Genomic DNA, 16,818 nt, shown 5'->3' with positions numbered 1-16,818 from the left:
AGAACGTGACGGAGCGTTCTCTCGATCAGTCCTCGTCGATGATCTCGCCCTCGACGACCTCGTCGCTCGAGGTCGAGCGGCGCGGCCCCTCGGGTGCCTGCTTGTCCCACCCGGGCTGACCAGCGACGGCCGGGCCGGTGAAGCGCTCCGTCTGGGCCAGCATGCGGCGCGAGATCACCGCAGCGAGCATGCTCCGGGCGACCGGCCGCGTGAACGGCAGCACGAGCAGCAGCCCGAGCACGTCGGTGACGAAGCCGGGAGCGAGCAGCAGGCTGCCGCCCACCAGCACGACGACGCCGTCCGCGATCTCGCGGGCCGGCATGCGGCCACTGCGCACCGCCTGCTCGAGGGCACGCCACGCACGTGCGCCCTCACGGCGGATCAGCCACGCGCCGAGCAGCGAGGTGGCGACGAGCAGCAGGAACGTGGGCCAGCCGCCGATGGCCTGCCCGACGGCGACGACCACCACGATCTCGATGATCGGCAGGGCGAGCAGCGCCACGAGGGCGAGCCGCGTCAGCCGCACCCGCCGGGCCCGCGGCGAGCCGGGCGCCGTGGTCATGTGCGGTCACCCACCGGCTCGCGGCGCCGGGCCTTCTGCGTGACCGCACGCAGCTGCCCGACCCGGTGCTCGACGCCCCAGCGGGTGACGCTCGTGAGCGCCTCGCGCACGATGTCCTTGCCCATCTTGGAGACGCCGACCTCGCGCTCGACGAACGTGATCGGCACCTCGACGACCGTCAGGCCGGCACGGACGGCGCGCAGGGTGAGGTCGATCTGGAAGCAGTAGCCCTGGGACTCGACGCCCTGCAGCCCCATGGTGCGCAGGGCGCTGGCGCGGTAGGCGCGGTAGCCCGCCGTGGCGTCGTTGACCGACATCCCCAGCATCAGCTTGGTGTAGACGTTGGCGCCGACCGACAGGACCTTGCGGTGGACCGGCCAGTTGCGCACCTCTCCCCCGCGCACCCATCGGGCGCCGATGACGACATCGGCCTCGCCGAGGGCGGCGAGCAGCGACGGCAGCTGCTCGGGCAGGTGCGAGCCGTCGGCGTCCATCTCCACGGCGGCGTCGTAGCCGCGCTCGAGCACGATCGCGAAGCCCGCGAGGTACGCCTTGCCGAGGCCCTCCTTGCCGGCGCGGTGCACGACGTGGACCTGCGGGTCGGCCGCGGCGATGTCGTCGGCGACCTGCCCGGTGCCGTCGGGCGAGGCGTCGTCGAGCACGAAGACGTCGACGGCCGGGGCGCTGGCCCGCACGCGGGCGATGATGCCGGGCAGGTTGTCCCGCTCGTTGTACGTCGGGATGAGCACGGCCACCCTGGTCACCGGCTCACGCTGCGTCGTCGTCATCCTCTTCCTTCGTCGTGTCTGCCACCGGTCCCTGCAGCGGGCGCCCGCGGCCGATGCCGAGGGCCAGCACCACCAGCAGTGCGGCGGCGGCGACCCATTCGGGGGCCTCACCGACCCGGGTCGCCAGTGTCGTGGCGTCCCGCAATGGTAGGGCCCCTCGGACGACCGCCTGCGTGAACAACGACGTGACCTGGTGGGCGGTTCCATCGGGCGTGATGAGGGCGCTCTGCCCCACGGTCGAGATGTGCACGACCGACCGACCGAACTCCATGGCACGAAGCCTGCTGATGGCCAGTTGCTGAGGCGACTCGGCGGTGAAGCCGAAGGTCGCGTTGTTGGTCTGCACGACGAGCACGTTGGCCCCGGTCTGCACCGCGTCGCGCATGATGTCGTCGTAGGCGACCTCGAAGCAGATGGCGAGACCCGCCCGGATGGACTGGCCGCTCGGCGTCGTCACGCGGAAGACGCCGGGACCGTCGCCGGGCACGAAGTCGTTGCGGACGAGGTCGACCTCCTTGCTGAGGGTGCGCCAGAACGACCGGTTCGGGATGTACTCGGCGAACGGCACCGGGTGGCGTTTCACGTAGCGGTCGGTGTTGCCCTTGCCCGGCTCGAAGAGCAGCGCGACGTTCGAGACGAAACCGACCGGCTCCTCGAGCAGGCCGCCGACGATGAGGGGGCGCCGCAGCGCGTCGACCGTCTCGAGGATGAGGGACTTCGCGTCGGCGTTGCGCAGCGGGTCGATGTCCGAGGCGTTCTCGGGCCAGACGACGAGGTCGGGTGCGGGCGCCCGACCGGCCGTGACGTCCTCCTGCGCCTTGAGCGTCGCCGCGACGTGGTTGTCGAGCACGGCACGACGCTCGGCGTTGAACTCGAGCCCCGGGCGTGGCACGTTGCCCTGCACGCCCAGGAACTGCGCGGTGGGGCCGTCGGTGGGCAGCGGCACGGCGAGACCCACGAGGCCCAGCAGGAGCGTGCCGGCCACCGGGAGCGTGACCGCGCGAGACGGCATACGCGACCGGTGGGGACGGAAGGCGAGCGCCCGCTGCGCCGCGAGCGCCAGGAGGGCCCCGGCGAGGGCGATGACGAAGCCGACGAAGGGAGCACCACCTAGGGCTACGAGACGTCCGAACGGCGAGTCGGCCTGTCCGAACGCGATCTTCAGCCACGGGAAGCCGCCGTACGGGGCCCGCGCGCGGAACCCTTCGGTGACCACCCAGACGAGCGCGAACGCGAGGGGGCGCACCCGGCCGTCACGGCTGAGCCACCCCACGAGCGCGCCGGCCAGACCGACGAAGACCGACTCGAGCACCGCGAGCGCGATCCACGGAACGGCTCCGACGTAGATGCCCGACCAGCTGAGCGTCGGCACGAAGAAGACGAGGCCACCGGCGAGCCCGAGCCCGAAGCCGCGGCCGAGGCCGGCGCCCGCCCACGCCCACGACCAGAGCCCCAGGGCGAGCGGCGCGGCGACCCACACGTCGAACGTCGGGAAAGCGAAGCAGAGGAGCCCGCCCGCGAGCAGGGACACGAGAAGACGCCGCACGGGGTTCACCGTATGCCGTGCGGCCCGGACGCCCGACCTCAGGGGACGACGACGACCCCGCGGGCCGTCGTGGCGACGATCGGCGGGTCGAGCACCTCGGCGGCGGACTCGCCGCGCTCGGGTGTGCCCCGCCCGACGACGCGCACCTCGAAGGCCATCTCGCGCGAGCGTGACCCGACCCGGACGAGCTCGGCGGAGATCTCGATGACGTCGCCTGCACGGACGGGCGCCTTGAACTGCACGTCGCTGTAGGAGGCGAAGAGGCCCTCGTCGCCGTCGGTGACGATGCACATCTCGGTCGCGACGTCGCCGAAGGCGGCGAGGGAGTACGCGCCGTCGACGAGGTTGCCCGCGTAGTGGGCGTGGCTGTAGGGCACGTAGCGGCGGTGGGTGACCCGCTGCCCGACGCTCGCAGTGGTGGTGCGCTCGGTGGTGTGCTCGGTGGTGTGCTCGGTGGTGTGCTCGGTCATGACTTCCTCGCCTTCCGCTGGGTCATCTCGTGGACGAGGTAGCTGGCCACCTCTCCGGGGGTGGTGCCGCGCCCGAAGATCCGGTCGACGCCGAGCGCCTTCTCCGAGCCGTCCTCGAAGCGCGGGCCTCCGGCGATGAGCACCGGCACCTGCCCGGCCGGGTAGGCCTCGCGGAACGCCGCGGACATCTGCGTCGTGTTGTGGATGTGGGCGTCCTTCTGGGTGACGACCTGGCTCACGAGCACGGCGTCGGCCTTCTCGGCGCGGGCGCGGGCCACGAGGTCGGGCACGAGCACCTGGGCGCCGAGGTTCACGACCTTGATCTCGCGGTAGTACTCGAGCCCCTTCTCCCCCGCGAAGCCCTTGATGTTGAGGATCGCGTCGATGCCGACCGTGTGCGCGTCGGTGCCGATGCAGGCGCCGACGACGACGAGCTTGCGGCGCAGGTGCTTCTTGATCGCCAGGTTGGCGTCCTTGGCCGACAGCAGCGGGTACTCCCGCTCGACGATGTGCACGTCGTCGAGGTTGACCAGGTGCGTCGAGCTGCCGTAGACGACGAAGAACGTGAAGTCGGGTCCCATCGCCTTGGCGTGGACGAGCAGCGCCGGGTCGAGGCCCATCTTGCGGGCCAGCTGCAGCGCGGCACCCTCGGCCTTCTTGTCGTGTGCCAGCGGAAGCGTGAACGACATCTGCACCATGCCGTCGCCGGTGGTGTCGCCGTAGGGCCGGATGATGCTGCCCTGCTTCTGCGCGTCGGGGGTCATCGTCGTGCTCCCTTCGCCGGCGGCGTCCAGGCGTCGAGGGCCGTGATCGCCGGGTTGTCGTATGCCGCAGCCCGCTCGAACACGCCGTCCAGCCCCTTGCCGCCGGTGGCAGGTCGCTTCATCAGCCCGAAGGTGCCGTCGGCGATGGCCGCGAGCAGCGGTGCGTCGCCGGCCGCGTCGGTGTCGTTCACGATGCGCTCGAGCAGGTCGACGGCCTCGGAGAGCACCTGCCGGGCGCGGGTCTGGATGAACCCGTCACGGGGCGGGTGGAAGTCCTCGGTGAGCCCGCTCGCGGCGTTCATGACGTAGCGGACGTTCTGCAGCGCGAGGTCACGGTCGGAGAGGAACGGCGTGACGACGGCCTCGGTCATCATGCCGACGAGCAGGATGCCCTGGCCGGTCATCGCGCCGACGAGGTTGAAGAAGCCGTCGAGCAGGTAGCCGCGGAAGACGTCGCCCGTCATGTGCTTCGTCGGCGGCATCCACTTGAGCGGTGCGTCCGGGAAGAGCTGGCGCGAGAGCATCGCATGGGCCAGCTCCATGCGGAAGCTGTCGGGGATCTCGGGGTTGATCTCGAACGCGTGGCCGAGGCCGAGCTGCCAGTCCTCGAGGCCGGCCTCCTTGGCGAACCGCTCGTTGAGCAGCTGGCTGACGGTGACGGTGTGGGCGGCCTCGACGGCGTCGGCGGTCGTCAGGTAGTTGTCCTCGCCGGTGTTGATGATGATGCCGGCGCGGGCGTGGACCTGCCGCGAGAACCGCTGGTCGACGAAGGTGCGGATCGGGTTGATGTCGCGGAAGAGGATGCCGTACATCGAGTCGTTGAGCATCATGTCGAGCCGCTCCATGCCGGCGAGGGCCGCGATCTCGGGCATGCAGAGGCCGGACGCGTAGTTCGTCAGCCGGACGTAGCGGCCCAGCTCCTTGCTCACGTCGTCGAGCGCCGCCCGCATGAGACGGAAGTTCTCCTGCGTCGCGTACGTGCCGGCGAAGCCCTCGCGCGTGGCGCCCTCGGGCACGTAGTCGAGCAACGACTGCCCGGTCGAGCGGATGACGGCGATGATGTCGGCACCCTCACGCGCGGCGGCCTGGGCCTGCGGGATGTCCTCGTAGATGTCGCCGGTCGCGACGATGAGGTAGATCCACGGCTTGGTCTTAGGGTCGCCGTGCCGCTTGACCAGCCGGTCGCGGGTCGCGCGCGAGCGGTCGATGGTCCTGAGGCCCACGCCGACGCCCTTCGCGGCCGCCCGCTGCGCCGCCTTCGCCTCGCGGCCCGTCGGCAGGCGGAACGAGACGTTGCCGCTGGCTGCCTTCTGCGCGAGCGTCGTGAGGTCCGGTGCCTCTCCGCGCAGCAGCGCGTCGTAGACCGGAGTGGTCACGCCGTGCTCGAGGCCGACCTCGTCGCGCACGGCGTTGACCAGGTGGTTGACCCACGGAACGCGCTCGTGGTCGGCGCCGGCCAGCCCCGCGAGGCGCAGCGTCGCCCGCTCGACGGAGACGGTGGTGTGGCTCTGGGCGATCTTCACGACCGGGGCCGCCGCCTTGCGGGCGAGAGACCGGGCCTTGCGGACGACGGTGGGGTCCAGCTCGAGCATCGCGTTCGGGCGGCTCATGCGCCTGCCCCCGCGGTCTCTGCGGCGAGGCGGCCCTCGAAGAGGGCACGAACCGCAGGCACCTCGCGCACGAGTCGCAACGCCGTCTCGGCGTGCCCGGGCACGTAGCCGTTGCCGACGAGCATGCGCACGTCGGCGGCAAGACCCTCGGCGCCCAGCGCCGCCGCCGCGAAGTTCGTCGCCATGCTGAAGAAGATGATCGTGCCACCCTGGGCGGTCGCGAGGATGGCCGGCTGCTCGCAGCCGGGCACGTCGACGCAGACCACGGTGACATCGGCGGGCCCGCCGGCGGACTCGACCGCAGCGGCCAGCCCGAGCGGCGAGCGCGCGTCGGCGAGGACCACGGCGTCGGCGAGACCGCTCTGCTCGAGCACCGAGCGTTCGCGCTCCACCGGGACGACCCCGATGGTGCGGCCGGCACCGGCAACACGGGCGGCGGCCAGCGAGAGCGAGCCGGACTTGCCGGCACCGCCGAGGACGGCCACGGTGGGCGCTACGCCACGAGCGGCGTACTCCCCCACGACCCGCTCGACGAGCGCCGGTGCTCCGCACACGTCCATGACCATGAGGGCCAGGTGCGGGTCGAGGTCGTCGGGCAGGGTGGCGGCGATGCTGCGACCGAAGAGGATCGCGTGGCCGGCGGCGGGCACCTGCTCCGACAGGCCGTCCCAGCGCTCGAGGCCGTCGGTGAGGGCGAGCGGCGTCAGCGAGAGCGAGACGAGGGTGGCGACGCGATCGCCGACGGACAGCCCCAGGGTGCTCTCGGGCCCGACCTCGTCGACCGTGCCGATGAGCATGCCGCCCGAACCGGTCACGGGGTTCTGCATCTTGCCCCGGCTCGCGACGATGTCGAGCACCTCGGCGCGCACCGCGGCGCCGTCGACGCGCCCGTCGGTGGTGTGCTTCTCGGAGAGCTGCCGGTAGGAGGCGGCGTCGAGGTTGAGGGTCTCGACCGCGATGCGGACCTCGTCGGGCCACAGCTCCGGGCGGGGGTCGAGCCGGCGCGCGGCCTGCGGCAGCGTGATCGCGTCGCCGGTGGGCTCGAGGACGCGGTGCAGGCCCACGGGGGACGGTCGGGTCGGCAGGGTCACCTAGAGATCCTTCGGTTTCGGAGGGGTCAGACAGCAGATCCTTCAGCATCATATGGGTCTATGCGGTGATGCTTCGGTTATCCTCGCCTCATGATCAAGGTTGAGCAGCCCTACGCCTACCGGCGCCGAGAGCTCGTCGAGCCCGACTGGACCCGCTTCCCCGGCTGGCGTGACGTCACCCAGGAGGACTGGGACAACGCCCAGTGGCAGCGCGTCAACTGTGTCAGGAACATCAAGCAGCTGCGCGCCCTGATGGGCGACCTGCTCGACGACCGGTTCTACGACGACCTCGCCAAGGACCAGTCCGAACGCGCCACGATGTCGATGCTGGTGCCGCCGCAGATGCTCAACACCATGGTCCCGGCCACCGAGTCGCCGCTGCCGCCCGCCGGGCACGACTTCACCGAGGCGTTCTACGCCGACCCGATCCGCCGCTACATGCTGCCGGTCTTCTCCGACCGTCGCACCGACTGGCCGTCGCACCCGCACGCCTCCCGTGACTCCCTCCACGAGCACGACATGTGGGTCGCCGAGGGGCTCACCCACCGCTACCCCACCAAGGTCCTCGCCGAGCTGCTGCCGACGTGCCCGCAGTACTGCGGCCACTGCACCCGCATGGACCTCGTCGGCAACTCGACGCCCCAGATCGCCAAGCTCAAGTTCGACCTCAAGCCGGTCGACCGCTACGCCGCGATGCTCGACTACCTCCGCGAGACACCCGCCGTGCGCGACGTCGTCGTGTCGGGCGGCGACGTCGCCAACATGCCGTGGAAGAACCTCGAGGCATTCCTCGACCAGCTCCTCGAGATCGACAACATCCGTGACATCCGGCTCGCGACGAAGGCCCTCATGGGGCTGCCGCAGCACTGGTTCGCCGACGACGTCGTCGAGGGCGTCGGCCGGGTCGCCACCAAGGCCCGCGCGCGCGGCGTCTCGCTCGCGATCCACACGCACGTCAACAACGCGCAGTCGGTGACCCCGTCGGTGGCGCGCGCGTCGAGGGCGATGCTCGAGGCCGGCGTGCGCGACGTGCGCAACCAGGGCGTGCTCATGCGGGGCGTCAACGACACCACCGAGCAGCTGCTCGACCTCTGCTTCTCCCTCGCCGACGGCGCCTCGATCACGCCGTACTACTTCTACATGTGCGACATGATCCCGTTCTCGGAGCACTGGCGCGTGTCGCTCGCCGAGGCCCAGCACCTCCAGCACTCGATCATGGGCTACCTGCCCGGCTTCTCGACGCCGCGCATCGTCTGCGACGTGCCGTTCGTCGGCAAGCGCTGGGTGCACCAGGTCGAGGAGTACGACGCCGAGCGCGGAATCTCCTACTGGCGCAAGAACTACCGCACGTCGATCGAGGGCGCCGACACCGACGCTCTCTCACGCGAGTACGTCTACTACGACCCGATCTACACGCTGCCCGAGCCGGGCCAGAAGTGGTGGCACGACTCCGTCGACCACGAGTCGGTCATCGCCGAGGCCGTCGAGCAGGCGGCGACCAGCCGCGCCGCCGCCGAGTCCCAGCTCGTCTGAGGCCCACCCGCTGCCGTATGCCGGGCGGCCCGGTCTCCTCGTGTCCTCGAAGGGACCGGGCCGCCGTCGGGTTGCACCACCGTCGGTTGCGCTGCCGTCAGACGCCGGAGAGCGCCAGCAGCTCGTCGTTCGCCGCGCGCCACCGCTCGGCCATCGAGGCCCCACCGTGCCCGTCGCCCTCGTCGACGACGAGGCGCGATCCGGGCCAGGACCGGTGCAGCCGCCACGCGGTGACGACGGGCGAGGAGATGTCGCGCCGACCGTGGATGAGGACCGCCGAGATGCCCCTCAGGGCCTCGACGTCGGACAGGATCGGCGGGTCGCAGAACCCCTCGTGCGACCAGTAGTGCGTCGTGAGCCGCACGAACGCATGCCGGAAGCGCGGGTCGTCCCAGCGAGGATCGCGGTGCAGGCCGCCGGCGCCGATGGAGACGTGCGTGTCCTCCCACAGGGCCCACTCGAGCGACGCCTCGTCACGCACGGCGGGGTCGGGTGACTCCATGAGCCGTGAGTACGCCTCGACGAGCCGGCCCTCACCGCGCCGGTAGCCGATGCCGGCGCCCTCGGCATGGGCGGCGAGCCGGTCCCACGCCTCCGGGAAGACGGCGCCGACCCCTTCGGTGATCCAGTCGACCTCGGCGCGGCTCGTCGTCGTGACGGCGAAGAGGACGAGGCCGCGGACGCGCTCGGGGTGCGCTCGCGCGTACGCCAGGGCGAGGGTGGACCCCCACGACGCGCCGTTGACGACCCATGAGGTGATGCCGAGGTGGTCGCGCAGCCGCTCGACGTCGTCGAGGAGCTGTCCGGTCGTGTTGCCGGCCAGAGAGGTCGTGGGGTCGGACGAGTGCGGCGTCGAGCGGCCGCACCCGCGCTGTTCGAGACCGATGACGCGGGTGCGGCCGAGGTCGAACCGCCGGCGATAGAGGCTCGTGCCGAGGCCGCCGCCGGGCCCACCGTGCAGGTAGAGGGCGGGGACACCCTCGGGGTGTCCCCACTCCTCCCAGTAGAGGGCCGTGCCATCACCGACGTCGAGCATCCCGGCGACACGCGGACTCTCCTCAGCGACCATCCATCGATGACACCACAGCCGTCGTGCCAGCGGCGCGGTGGGCAGCCCGGTCGAGGGACGGCAGCCCCAGGGCCATGACGACGTAGAGCGCGGTTGCGACGCGGGGCAGTGCGCTCGGTTCGAAGCCTCGTGACCCGACGGCGAGGCCGCCCATGACGAGGAAGACACCGGCCAGCACACCGCTGACGCCGGCGAGACGGACTGCGGTGCCGACGTGCGCGCACTGCAGCAGCGCGGCCGCGAAGAGCAGCACCGTGAGCCCGAGCAGCACGGTGAAGAACGAGTTGACGCCCCATTCGAGCCAACGCATCGCCTCGGCGGCCGCGAAGCGCGAGGCGCTCTGGTCGGGACCTGCGGTAGCCCACGCGTCGACCGCACCCTTGAGGGCGACCCCGTCGACGGCCATGTTCACGCCGATGAGCGACACCGTCGCGGCCGCCGTTCCGTTGCCGAGGCGGAGCAGGGTGGGCGATGCGCCCGCCAGGGTCAGCGTGCCGCTGACGACGACGAACCCGGCCGCGACCACGGCCGCCGAGAGGAACTGGAGGTCGTGCACCCAGACCCAGTCGGTGCTGTGGGCGTACTCGGCGAAGACCGCCGCGTGCGAGTTCGGCGCCTCGGTGTGGGGGTGCAGCACCCCGGCCACGAGTGCCAGCGCGGCACCGCCGACCAGCAGGGCCGCGGCAAGCCGGCCTCGTCGGGCGGCTGGCCGGCGGAGCGTCGGTGAGGACGTGCGCGCAGGGTGCGCACCGGCAGTGTGGGGCCTGGCCCACAGGTAGGCCGCCATGAGGGCGAACATCGCGACGTGGCCCCAGGTGAGCAACGCGTCCCCGGAGAGCAGGCCGAGGTGGAAGGGCAGGAGCAGGAGCACGAACGGCAGCACCATCACCGCCGACATCTCGAGGATGTGCCGCGCGGAGTGACGCCGCACCCACATCCAGGCGCCCATGCCCACGGACATGTCGAGGCCCATGGTGAGTGCCATTCCGTCGGGGTGCCGCACCACGTCGGGCCACGCGGCGTCCCAGACGGCACCGAGGACCGCCATGCCGACGACCATCGCGACCGTCATCTCGAGGTAGGTGGCGAGGAAGCGGCCGAACCGCGTGTGGAGGAACCGTGAGACCCGCGCACGTGGCGCGAGGTCTGCCCGCGAGCTGGTGAGAGCTGTCATGCCCACGAGCATCCGGCGCCCACCCCGCTCGACGGACGTGCCGGACGTCATGGTCGGGGTCACCTTCACGGCATGACCCCGACCGCGTTCCGGCGCTCAGGTCAGAGGAGTCCGAGGCTCCGGGCCCGCAGCGCCGCCTGGGTGCGGTCCCGGGCGCCGAGCTTGGCCAGCACGTTCGTGACGTGGTTCTTGACCGTCCCCTCGGAAAGATAGAGGCGAGAGGCGATCTCGCGGTTGCTGCGGCCGTCGGCGAGCTCGTGCAGCACCTCGAGCTCGCGCGGGCTCAGGGGGTCGACGAGCGGTTGCGGTCGCGGTCGCTCGGGCAGGTCGGGCAGCCGGCTCACCATGGCCACCACCTTGGCCGCGACCGACGGCTGCAGCACGGACTCTCCCCTCGCCGCGGCCTGCACGCCCTCGACGAGGCGAGCGGCGGTCGCGTCCTTGAGCAGGTAGCCGACGGCCCCCGCTCGCAGCGCGGGGAACACCTCGTCGTCGTCGTCGAAGGTCGTCAGCACGAGGACGCGCACCTCGGGGTGCTCGACGCGGAGGCGCCGCGTCGTGCTCACGCCGTCGAGGACCGGCATCCGCAGGTCCATGAGCACGACGTCGGGCCTCAGCTCGCCCACGAGCCTGAGGGCCTCCGACCCGTCGGCGGCGCCACCGACGACCTCGACCTCCGCGCGGGCCTCGAGCAACGTCGTCAGGGCCTCACGGAAGAGGGTCTGGTCGTCGACGACCAGGACCCGCACCGGCGCAGGAGTGCTCATCCCGGCAGCTCGACCCGCAGCGCCAGGCCGGCGCCGGGAGTGGAGACGACGGCCATGGAGCCGCCGAGGTGCTCGGCCCGCTCACGGATGCCGGTGAGGCCGAAGCCCCCGGACGCCGGGACGTCGTTGCTCACACCGCAGCCGTCGTCGCGCACCTCGAGGGTCATCCGGTCGGGCAGGTAGCCGAGGCGGAGCACGGCGGCCCGGGCGTGGGCGTGCTTGCGCGCGTTGGTGAGCGCCTCCTGCGCCACCCGGTAGAGAGCGGACTGGACCTCGTCGTCGAGCCGCCGCTCCGCGCCGTCCACCGCCACGGAGGTCGGCAGCCCCGCCGCAGCGCTCTCGTCGGCGAGCGCCCGGAGACGGTCCGGCAGGGGCGTCACCGGCCGGCCTCTCAGCGCCCCGACCGACTCACGGACCGACGTCAGTGCCTGCCGGACCTGCTCCTCGGCCTGCGCCAGCAGACCGTCCGCCCGCGCGACATCACCGGCCAGCACGGCGCGGGCGGCCTGGACCTGCATGCCGACCACCGTGAGGTGGTGGCCCAGCCCGTCGTGGATGTCCCTCGCCATCCGCGTGCGCTCGCGCATGGCCGCCAGCTCCTCGGCCTGAGCCCCGAGCACGCGCAGCTGCTCGTTGGCCACCGCGAGCTGCTCACGAGCCTGCTGCTCGCGCAGCCACAGGCGCGCGAGCACGAAGGCGACCGCACACGCCAGACCGGTGCTCACCACCTCACGGAGCCCGTCGGCCATCGGCATCCCGACGTGGACGAGCGGCACGGTGGCCGCCACCACGAGCGACCAGCCGAGCGGCAGCAGCATGACCGCCTGCACCACGACGAGCACGAGCAGCACCGTGCTGCCGACGCCCGGGCCGGTCAGGTCGAAGGTGAGGAAGCCGAGCACGAGGGCCGACCCGAGGTAGGCCACGCAGGCGCCCCGCCCACGAGTGAGCGCCCAGCGGTAGCCGACGACCGACCATGCGACGAACACGACCCCCGAGAGGACGGTCAGCACGGAGAGACCGCTGGGAGCAGCCTCGAGCAGCATCACCAGCAGCGCAGCAACCGCCAGACCCGGCAGCGCTCGGTTCACTGCTCCAATGTCGCTCCGGGCACGGGCCGCGTCAACCACGAGCGGGAGGTCGCGCGCAGCCCCCGTAGACTGCCGCGGTGACCTCCCGCTCCCCCGGCACCCGCGTGCGCATGCCCAGAGCCGAACGTGAGGCGCAGATGCTCGCCGTCGCCGAGCAGGTCTTCTCCAGCCGCGGCATCCAGGCCGCGACGATGGACGAGATCGCCGAGCTCGTCGGGGTGACCAAGCCGCTCATCTACGACTACTTCGGGTCCAAGGAGGGGCTGCTCGCGGCGACGATCGAGCGGGCACGCGGGCAGCTGCTCACCGCCCTCATCGACGCGTGGGTGGCGCAGCCGCTCGCACCGGCGCGTGACCGCGTGGCCGGGGTGGTCCACGCGTTCTTCGCCTTCATCGACGAGCACGAGCAGGCGTTCACCCTGCTGCGCACCGAGGGGGCACTCATCGGCGAGGCGTCGGCGTCGGTCGAGCGCATCCGGCAGCAGACCGCGAAGGCGTTCGCGGAGGGCCTGCGCACCCTGCCCGCGTTCACCGCGCTCGAGCCGCGGCGCGTCACGGTCATGGCCGAGATCCTCATCGGTGCGTGCGAGCGCCTCGCCGTCTGGCGCACCACCCACCCGGGCACGACCGCCGACGAGGCGACCGACCTCGTGGTGTCGACCATCTGGGACGGGCTCGCGTCCGTGTCCGGCGCCTGATGGCCCGGCAGCGCCAGCCCGGTCCCTCCACCCCGGCGACCGTCGCGCTCGACCGTGCGGGCATCGCCTACACGAAGCACCCCTACGAGCACGACCCCGCTGCCACGAGCTACGGGCTCGAGGCGGCCGAGGCCCTCGGCGTCGAGCCGGCCCGCGTGTTCAAGACGCTTCTCGTCGACACCGGCAAGGGCCTCGGCGTGGGCGTCGTCCCGGTGGAGAGCCAGCTCGACCTCAAGGCCGTGGCTGCGGCGCTGGGGGCGAAGAGCGTCACGATGGCCGACCCCGCAACCGCCGAACGCAGCACCGGCTACGTCGTGGGCGGCATCTCCCCGGTGGGGCAGAAGCGTGCGCTGCCCACCGTGCTCGACGAGACGGCATACGGCTTCGACGTCGTCTACGTCTCCGGGGGCCGGCGTGGGTTCGACATCGCCCTGGCACCGGCGGACCTGGCGCAGGTGACGCGCGCCGTGCGCGCGCGGATCGGGCGGCCATGACGGGCTCCCCCGACGGCCCGCCGGCACCGACCGGCTCGCGCCTGTCGCATCTGCGGCTCGTGCTCATCCTCGCCGCGCTGACGATGGTCGGCCCGTTCACCATCGACGCGATCTTTCCGGCGTTCGAGGTGATGGGCCGCGACCTGGGCGCCGACAAGGTCGCGATGCAGCAGACGATGAGCGTCTACCTCGTCGCCTTCGCCGTCGCGAGCCTCTTCCACGGCTCCCTGTCCGACGCTCTGGGGCGCCGGCCCGTCATCGTCACGGGCTCCCTGCTGTATGCCGTCACGAGCGCCGTGTGCGCGCTCGCGCCGAGCATGCCGACTTTGCTCGGTGCCCGCGCGGCCCAGGGGCTCGTCGCAGGAGCGGGCATGATCGTCGGGCGCACCGTCGTGCGCGACCTCTTCGACGGCGCCCACGCCCAGCGCTTCATGAGCCACATCTCGATGATCTTCGCGGTGGCACCGGCGCTCGCACCGATCGTCGGCGGCTGGATCCTCGGCTGGGGCTCGTGGCGCACCATCTTCTGGGTGCTCGCGGTCTACGGTCTCGTGCTCGTGGTCCTCACGCTGACCGCACTGCCCGAGACCCACCCGGCGGAGCGACGCGTGGCCTTCCACCCTCGGCCGCTGTTGGCGTCGTTCGCGTCGGCCGCCGGCGACGGCGGGGTGCTGCGCCTGAGCGCCGCGATCGCGCTGAACTTCGGGGCGCTCTTCCTCTACATCTCCTCGGCGCCGGCCATCGTCGTCGACCACCTGCACCTCGGGGAGCGCGACTTCGGCGTGCTCTTCGTCCCGCTCGTCGTCACGATGATGCTGGGCTCGTTCCTCACCGGACGGCTCGCGGGCAGGGTCCGCCAGGGCGCGTTCGTGCTGGCCGGCTTCCTCGTCGCCCTGGCCGGTGGGGTCCTCGCCGTCGCGTACCAGTCGACCGTCGACGAGCCGGCGGTCGCGTGGACGGTCGTCCCGGCAGCCGCGGCCTCGCTCGGGGTCTCGCTCGTCTTCCCGATCCTCACGATCGCCCTGCTCGACCTTCGACCTCGCGAGCGCGGCGCGGTGTCGTCGTTCCAGTCCTTCCTCAGCACCTGCGTCAACGCCCTGGTGGCCGGCGCGGTGTCGCCACTCGTCAGCGGGTCGCTGGCGACGCTCGCCCTGGTGGCCGGGGCCATGACGCTCGGCGCGTTGGCCCTCTGGTGGTGGCACCGCGCACGCACCCACGCGAAGGCGCTGCGCCGCGACGACCACGTCCGCATCGAGGGGCTGGCCCCCGAGCCGACCGACCAGCTCTGATCGCCACGCCCGGGCGTCGTCGTCAGGCGGGTGCCAGTGCCTCGTCGACCATCCGGAGCCCCTGCGCCTCGAAGTCGGCGTCGCCCACGGCATACGCCCACGTCGCGGTGCCGATCGCCTCACGCACCCGCTGGCGCAACCAGGCACCCGTCTCACGCGGATCGTCTCCGTAGCCCTCGAGGAACGCCCGCTCGAGGGCCGGGTCGCGGCGGAAGTCCTGGGCCGCGAGCCGCGCGAAGTCGGTGAGCGCCGGCCGCAGCGCCGCGCGGCCGAAGTCGATGACCGAGACGACGCCGTCTGCGACGAGCCAGTTGCGCGGCTGCCAGTCGCCGTGGGTCGGCACGACCGTCGCGGACGGCACAGGCCACGAGGCGATCTCGTCACGCAGACGCTGCTCGACGGCCGCGTCGATGCGGTGCGGCTCGTCGAGCCAGGCCAGGGCCTTGTCGTTCTCGAGGCGCTCGTGGTCGGGGTCGACGTGGCTCTCCTGGCCGTGGAACGCCGCCAGCAGCTCACCCGCCTGGCGGTAGGTGTCCGGATCGTCGGCGCTGGGGTCGCCCAGGACGAGCCGGCCGGGGAGGTAGCGGGTCACGACGAGCTTCGCGTCGACGTCGCAGTGCACGATCAGTGGCGCACGCCCGCGGGCCGTCCAGGGCGACAGCCAGTTCCGGTGGGCGGTGATCTCGCGGGTGATGTGGCCGTCGCGTTCGCCACCGGCCTTGACGATGAGGCGGTCCGAGCCGCGCTGGACCTCGAGGACCGTGGTCGCGACCAGGCCCCAGCCGTGGTCGTGCACGACCTCGGCCCCCGTCAGCCAGGTGTCGAGGAGCTCGGCCTGGCGGGCCGACAGCGAGCCGATCGAGGCGAAGGTCATCGCACGATCCTAGGACAGGCGTGTCGCGGCGGCGCCCGTAGGCTCGGGACGTGATCCAGCGTTCCGACGTCGAGAAGGCCCGCGACCGCGTCCAGGGACACGTCCGCACCACCCCGGTGCTGGCTGTGGAGCGCGAGGCGCTCGGCGCACCGGTCTGGTTCAAGCTGGAGCTGCTCCAGCACACGGGGTCGTTCAAGGCGCGCGGCGCGTTCAACCGCATCCTCGGTGCGCAGGAGGACGGCCTGCTCGACCCTCGCGTGGGGATCGTCGTCGCGTCCGGCGGCAACGCCGGCATGGCCAACGCGTATGCCGCCGCGCGTCTCGGCGTGCCCGCAACCGTCTTCGTCCCCGAGACGGCGCCCGCGGTCAAGGTCGCCCGGCTGAAGGCGTACGGCGCCCGGGTGGTCCTGTCGGGACGGGAGTACGCCACGGCGTACGAGGCGGCGCAGGAGGAGGTGGCGCGCACGGGCGCGCTCCACTGCCACGCCTACGACCAACCCGAGATCGCTGCCGGCGCAGGCACGCTCGCGCTCGAGCTCGTCGAGCAGGTGCCGTCCGGCATCGACACCGTGGTCGTGGCCGTCGGAGGGGGCGGGCTGCTCGCCGGGGTCACGGCGGCGCTCGACGGGACGGCGACGGTGATCGGCGTCGAGCCCACGGGCGCCCCGACCCTGCGGTCGGCACTCGAGTCCGGACGACCGGTCGACGTGCCCGTGTCGGGCGTCGCGGCGGACTCGCTCGGGGCGCGTCGGCTCGGCGACATCGCCTTCGAGGTCACGTCTCGGCTACCCGTCCGGAGCGTCGTCGTCTCGGACGACGACATCGTCGCCGCGCGCGAGCTGCTCTGGGAACGCTGGCGGGTCGTCGTCGAGCACGGCGCAGCCACGGCGCTCGCCGGCCTCGCGGCAGGTGCGTACGTGCCCGAGCCGGAGGAGCGGGTCGCGGTCGTGCTGTGCGGGGCCAACACGGACCCCTCCGGTCTCTGACCCTTCCGAAGA

17 protein-coding genes are annotated in these 16,818 nt (G+C 72.2%); 5 read left to right on the top strand and 12 right to left on the bottom strand.

From position 1 onward, the window contains the following. Nucleotides 1-25 precede the first annotated feature (25 nt). From ACXR8F_RS09710 to kdd, 7 genes are read right to left on the bottom strand one after another with little or no spacing between them, the layout of a single operon-like run. Nucleotides 26-562, bottom strand: coding sequence for an FxsA family protein (locus ACXR8F_RS09710; RefSeq protein WP_458800002.1), 537 nt, complete (start codon nt 560-562; stop codon nt 26-28). Beyond that, the gene (locus tag ACXR8F_RS09705; RefSeq protein ID WP_458800000.1) at nt 559-1,350 is read right to left on the bottom strand and encodes a polyprenol monophosphomannose synthase; all 792 of its coding nucleotides are present in this window, start codon (nt 1,348-1,350) and stop codon (nt 559-561) included. Before ACXR8F_RS09705 ends, ACXR8F_RS09710 begins: the two co-directional genes overlap by 4 nt. Continuing rightward, nucleotides 1,331-2,896, bottom strand: coding sequence for an apolipoprotein N-acyltransferase (gene lnt / locus ACXR8F_RS09700; protein WP_458799998.1), 1,566 nt, complete (start codon nt 2,894-2,896; stop codon nt 1,331-1,333). Before lnt ends, ACXR8F_RS09705 begins: the two co-directional genes overlap by 20 nt. Before the next feature lie 38 nt (nt 2,897-2,934). Further along, nucleotides 2,935-3,366 carry a 3-aminobutyryl-CoA ammonia lyase gene (gene kal, locus ACXR8F_RS09695; RefSeq protein WP_458799996.1) on the bottom strand — a complete coding sequence of 144 codons (432 nt, stop codon included), beginning with the start codon at nt 3,364-3,366 and terminating at the stop codon, nt 2,935-2,937. Then, complete coding sequence (kamE, locus tag ACXR8F_RS09690; RefSeq protein WP_458799994.1) at nt 3,363-4,130, bottom strand: lysine 5,6-aminomutase subunit beta; 768 nt, start codon at nt 4,128-4,130, stop codon at nt 3,363-3,365. Before kamE ends, kal begins: the two co-directional genes overlap by 4 nt. Next, nucleotides 4,127-5,740 (bottom strand): lysine 5,6-aminomutase subunit alpha, encoded by a 1,614-nt coding sequence (gene kamD / locus ACXR8F_RS09685; protein ID WP_458799992.1) that lies wholly within the window; start codon nt 5,738-5,740, stop codon nt 4,127-4,129. Before kamD ends, kamE begins: the two co-directional genes overlap by 4 nt. Next, the gene (gene kdd / locus ACXR8F_RS09680; RefSeq protein ID WP_458799990.1) at nt 5,737-6,831 is read right to left on the bottom strand and encodes an L-erythro-3,5-diaminohexanoate dehydrogenase; all 1,095 of its coding nucleotides are present in this window, start codon (nt 6,829-6,831) and stop codon (nt 5,737-5,739) included. Before kdd ends, kamD begins: the two co-directional genes overlap by 4 nt. Before the next feature lie 90 nt (nt 6,832-6,921). On the opposite strand from kdd, the gene ACXR8F_RS09675 reads away from it, so the two are divergent. Beyond that, nucleotides 6,922-8,364, top strand: a complete 1,443-nt coding sequence (locus ACXR8F_RS09675) for a KamA family radical SAM protein (protein ID WP_458799989.1) — start codon at nt 6,922-6,924, stop codon at nt 8,362-8,364. Nucleotides 8,365-8,461: 97 nt separating this feature from the next. Here the strand turns inward: ACXR8F_RS09675 and ACXR8F_RS09670 are convergent, their stop codons facing one another. The 4 genes from ACXR8F_RS09670 to ACXR8F_RS09655 are packed head-to-tail and all read right to left on the bottom strand — an operon-like array spanning nt 8,462 to nt 12,465. Further along, the gene (locus ACXR8F_RS09670; protein ID WP_458799987.1) at nt 8,462-9,433 is read right to left on the bottom strand and encodes an alpha/beta fold hydrolase; all 972 of its coding nucleotides are present in this window, start codon (nt 9,431-9,433) and stop codon (nt 8,462-8,464) included. Continuing rightward, nucleotides 9,423-10,658, bottom strand: a complete 1,236-nt coding sequence (locus ACXR8F_RS09665) for a hypothetical protein (RefSeq protein WP_458799985.1) — start codon at nt 10,656-10,658, stop codon at nt 9,423-9,425. The genes ACXR8F_RS09670 and ACXR8F_RS09665 overlap by 11 nt, the downstream gene beginning before the upstream one ends. 50 nt (nt 10,659-10,708) lie before the next feature. Further along, nucleotides 10,709-11,374 (bottom strand): response regulator, encoded by a 666-nt coding sequence (locus ACXR8F_RS09660; protein WP_045188054.1) that lies wholly within the window; start codon nt 11,372-11,374, stop codon nt 10,709-10,711. Continuing rightward, nucleotides 11,371-12,465, bottom strand: coding sequence for a sensor histidine kinase (locus tag ACXR8F_RS09655; protein ID WP_458799982.1), 1,095 nt, complete (start codon nt 12,463-12,465; stop codon nt 11,371-11,373). Before ACXR8F_RS09655 ends, ACXR8F_RS09660 begins: the two co-directional genes overlap by 4 nt. A 77-nt stretch (nt 12,466-12,542) precedes the next feature. Here ACXR8F_RS09655 and ACXR8F_RS09650 point away from each other — a divergent pair, with 77 nt between their 5' ends. From ACXR8F_RS09650 to ACXR8F_RS09640, 3 genes are read left to right on the top strand one after another with little or no spacing between them, the layout of a single operon-like run. Beyond that, nucleotides 12,543-13,163, top strand: a complete 621-nt coding sequence (locus tag ACXR8F_RS09650; protein ID WP_082080703.1) for a TetR/AcrR family transcriptional regulator — start codon at nt 12,543-12,545, stop codon at nt 13,161-13,163. Continuing rightward, on the top strand, nt 13,163-13,657 hold the full coding sequence (ybaK, locus tag ACXR8F_RS09645) for a Cys-tRNA(Pro) deacylase (protein WP_458799981.1): 495 nt from the start codon (nt 13,163-13,165) through the stop codon (nt 13,655-13,657). The genes ACXR8F_RS09650 and ybaK overlap by 1 nt, the downstream gene beginning before the upstream one ends. Continuing rightward, entirely contained in the window at nt 13,654-14,946 is a 1,293-nt protein-coding gene (locus ACXR8F_RS09640) for a multidrug effflux MFS transporter (RefSeq protein WP_458799979.1), read from the top strand. The genes ybaK and ACXR8F_RS09640 overlap by 4 nt, the downstream gene beginning before the upstream one ends. Before the next feature lie 22 nt (nt 14,947-14,968). Here the strand turns inward: ACXR8F_RS09640 and ACXR8F_RS09635 are convergent, their stop codons facing one another. Next, nucleotides 14,969-15,820, bottom strand: a complete 852-nt coding sequence (locus ACXR8F_RS09635) for a phosphotransferase (RefSeq protein ID WP_458799978.1) — start codon at nt 15,818-15,820, stop codon at nt 14,969-14,971. 50 nt (nt 15,821-15,870) lie between these two features. Here ACXR8F_RS09635 and ACXR8F_RS09630 point away from each other — a divergent pair, with 50 nt between their 5' ends. Beyond that, a complete protein-coding gene (locus ACXR8F_RS09630; RefSeq protein ID WP_458799976.1) occupies nt 15,871-16,806 on the top strand; it encodes a threonine/serine dehydratase in 936 nt (311 codons plus the stop codon). The last annotated feature ends 12 nt before the right edge of the window (nt 16,807-16,818 follow it).

This window comes from Terrabacter sp. AAH1 (assembly GCF_054456855.1).
Note: the sequence above shows the minus strand (reverse complement) of the source record. Positions and strands in the feature narration are given on the sequence as shown.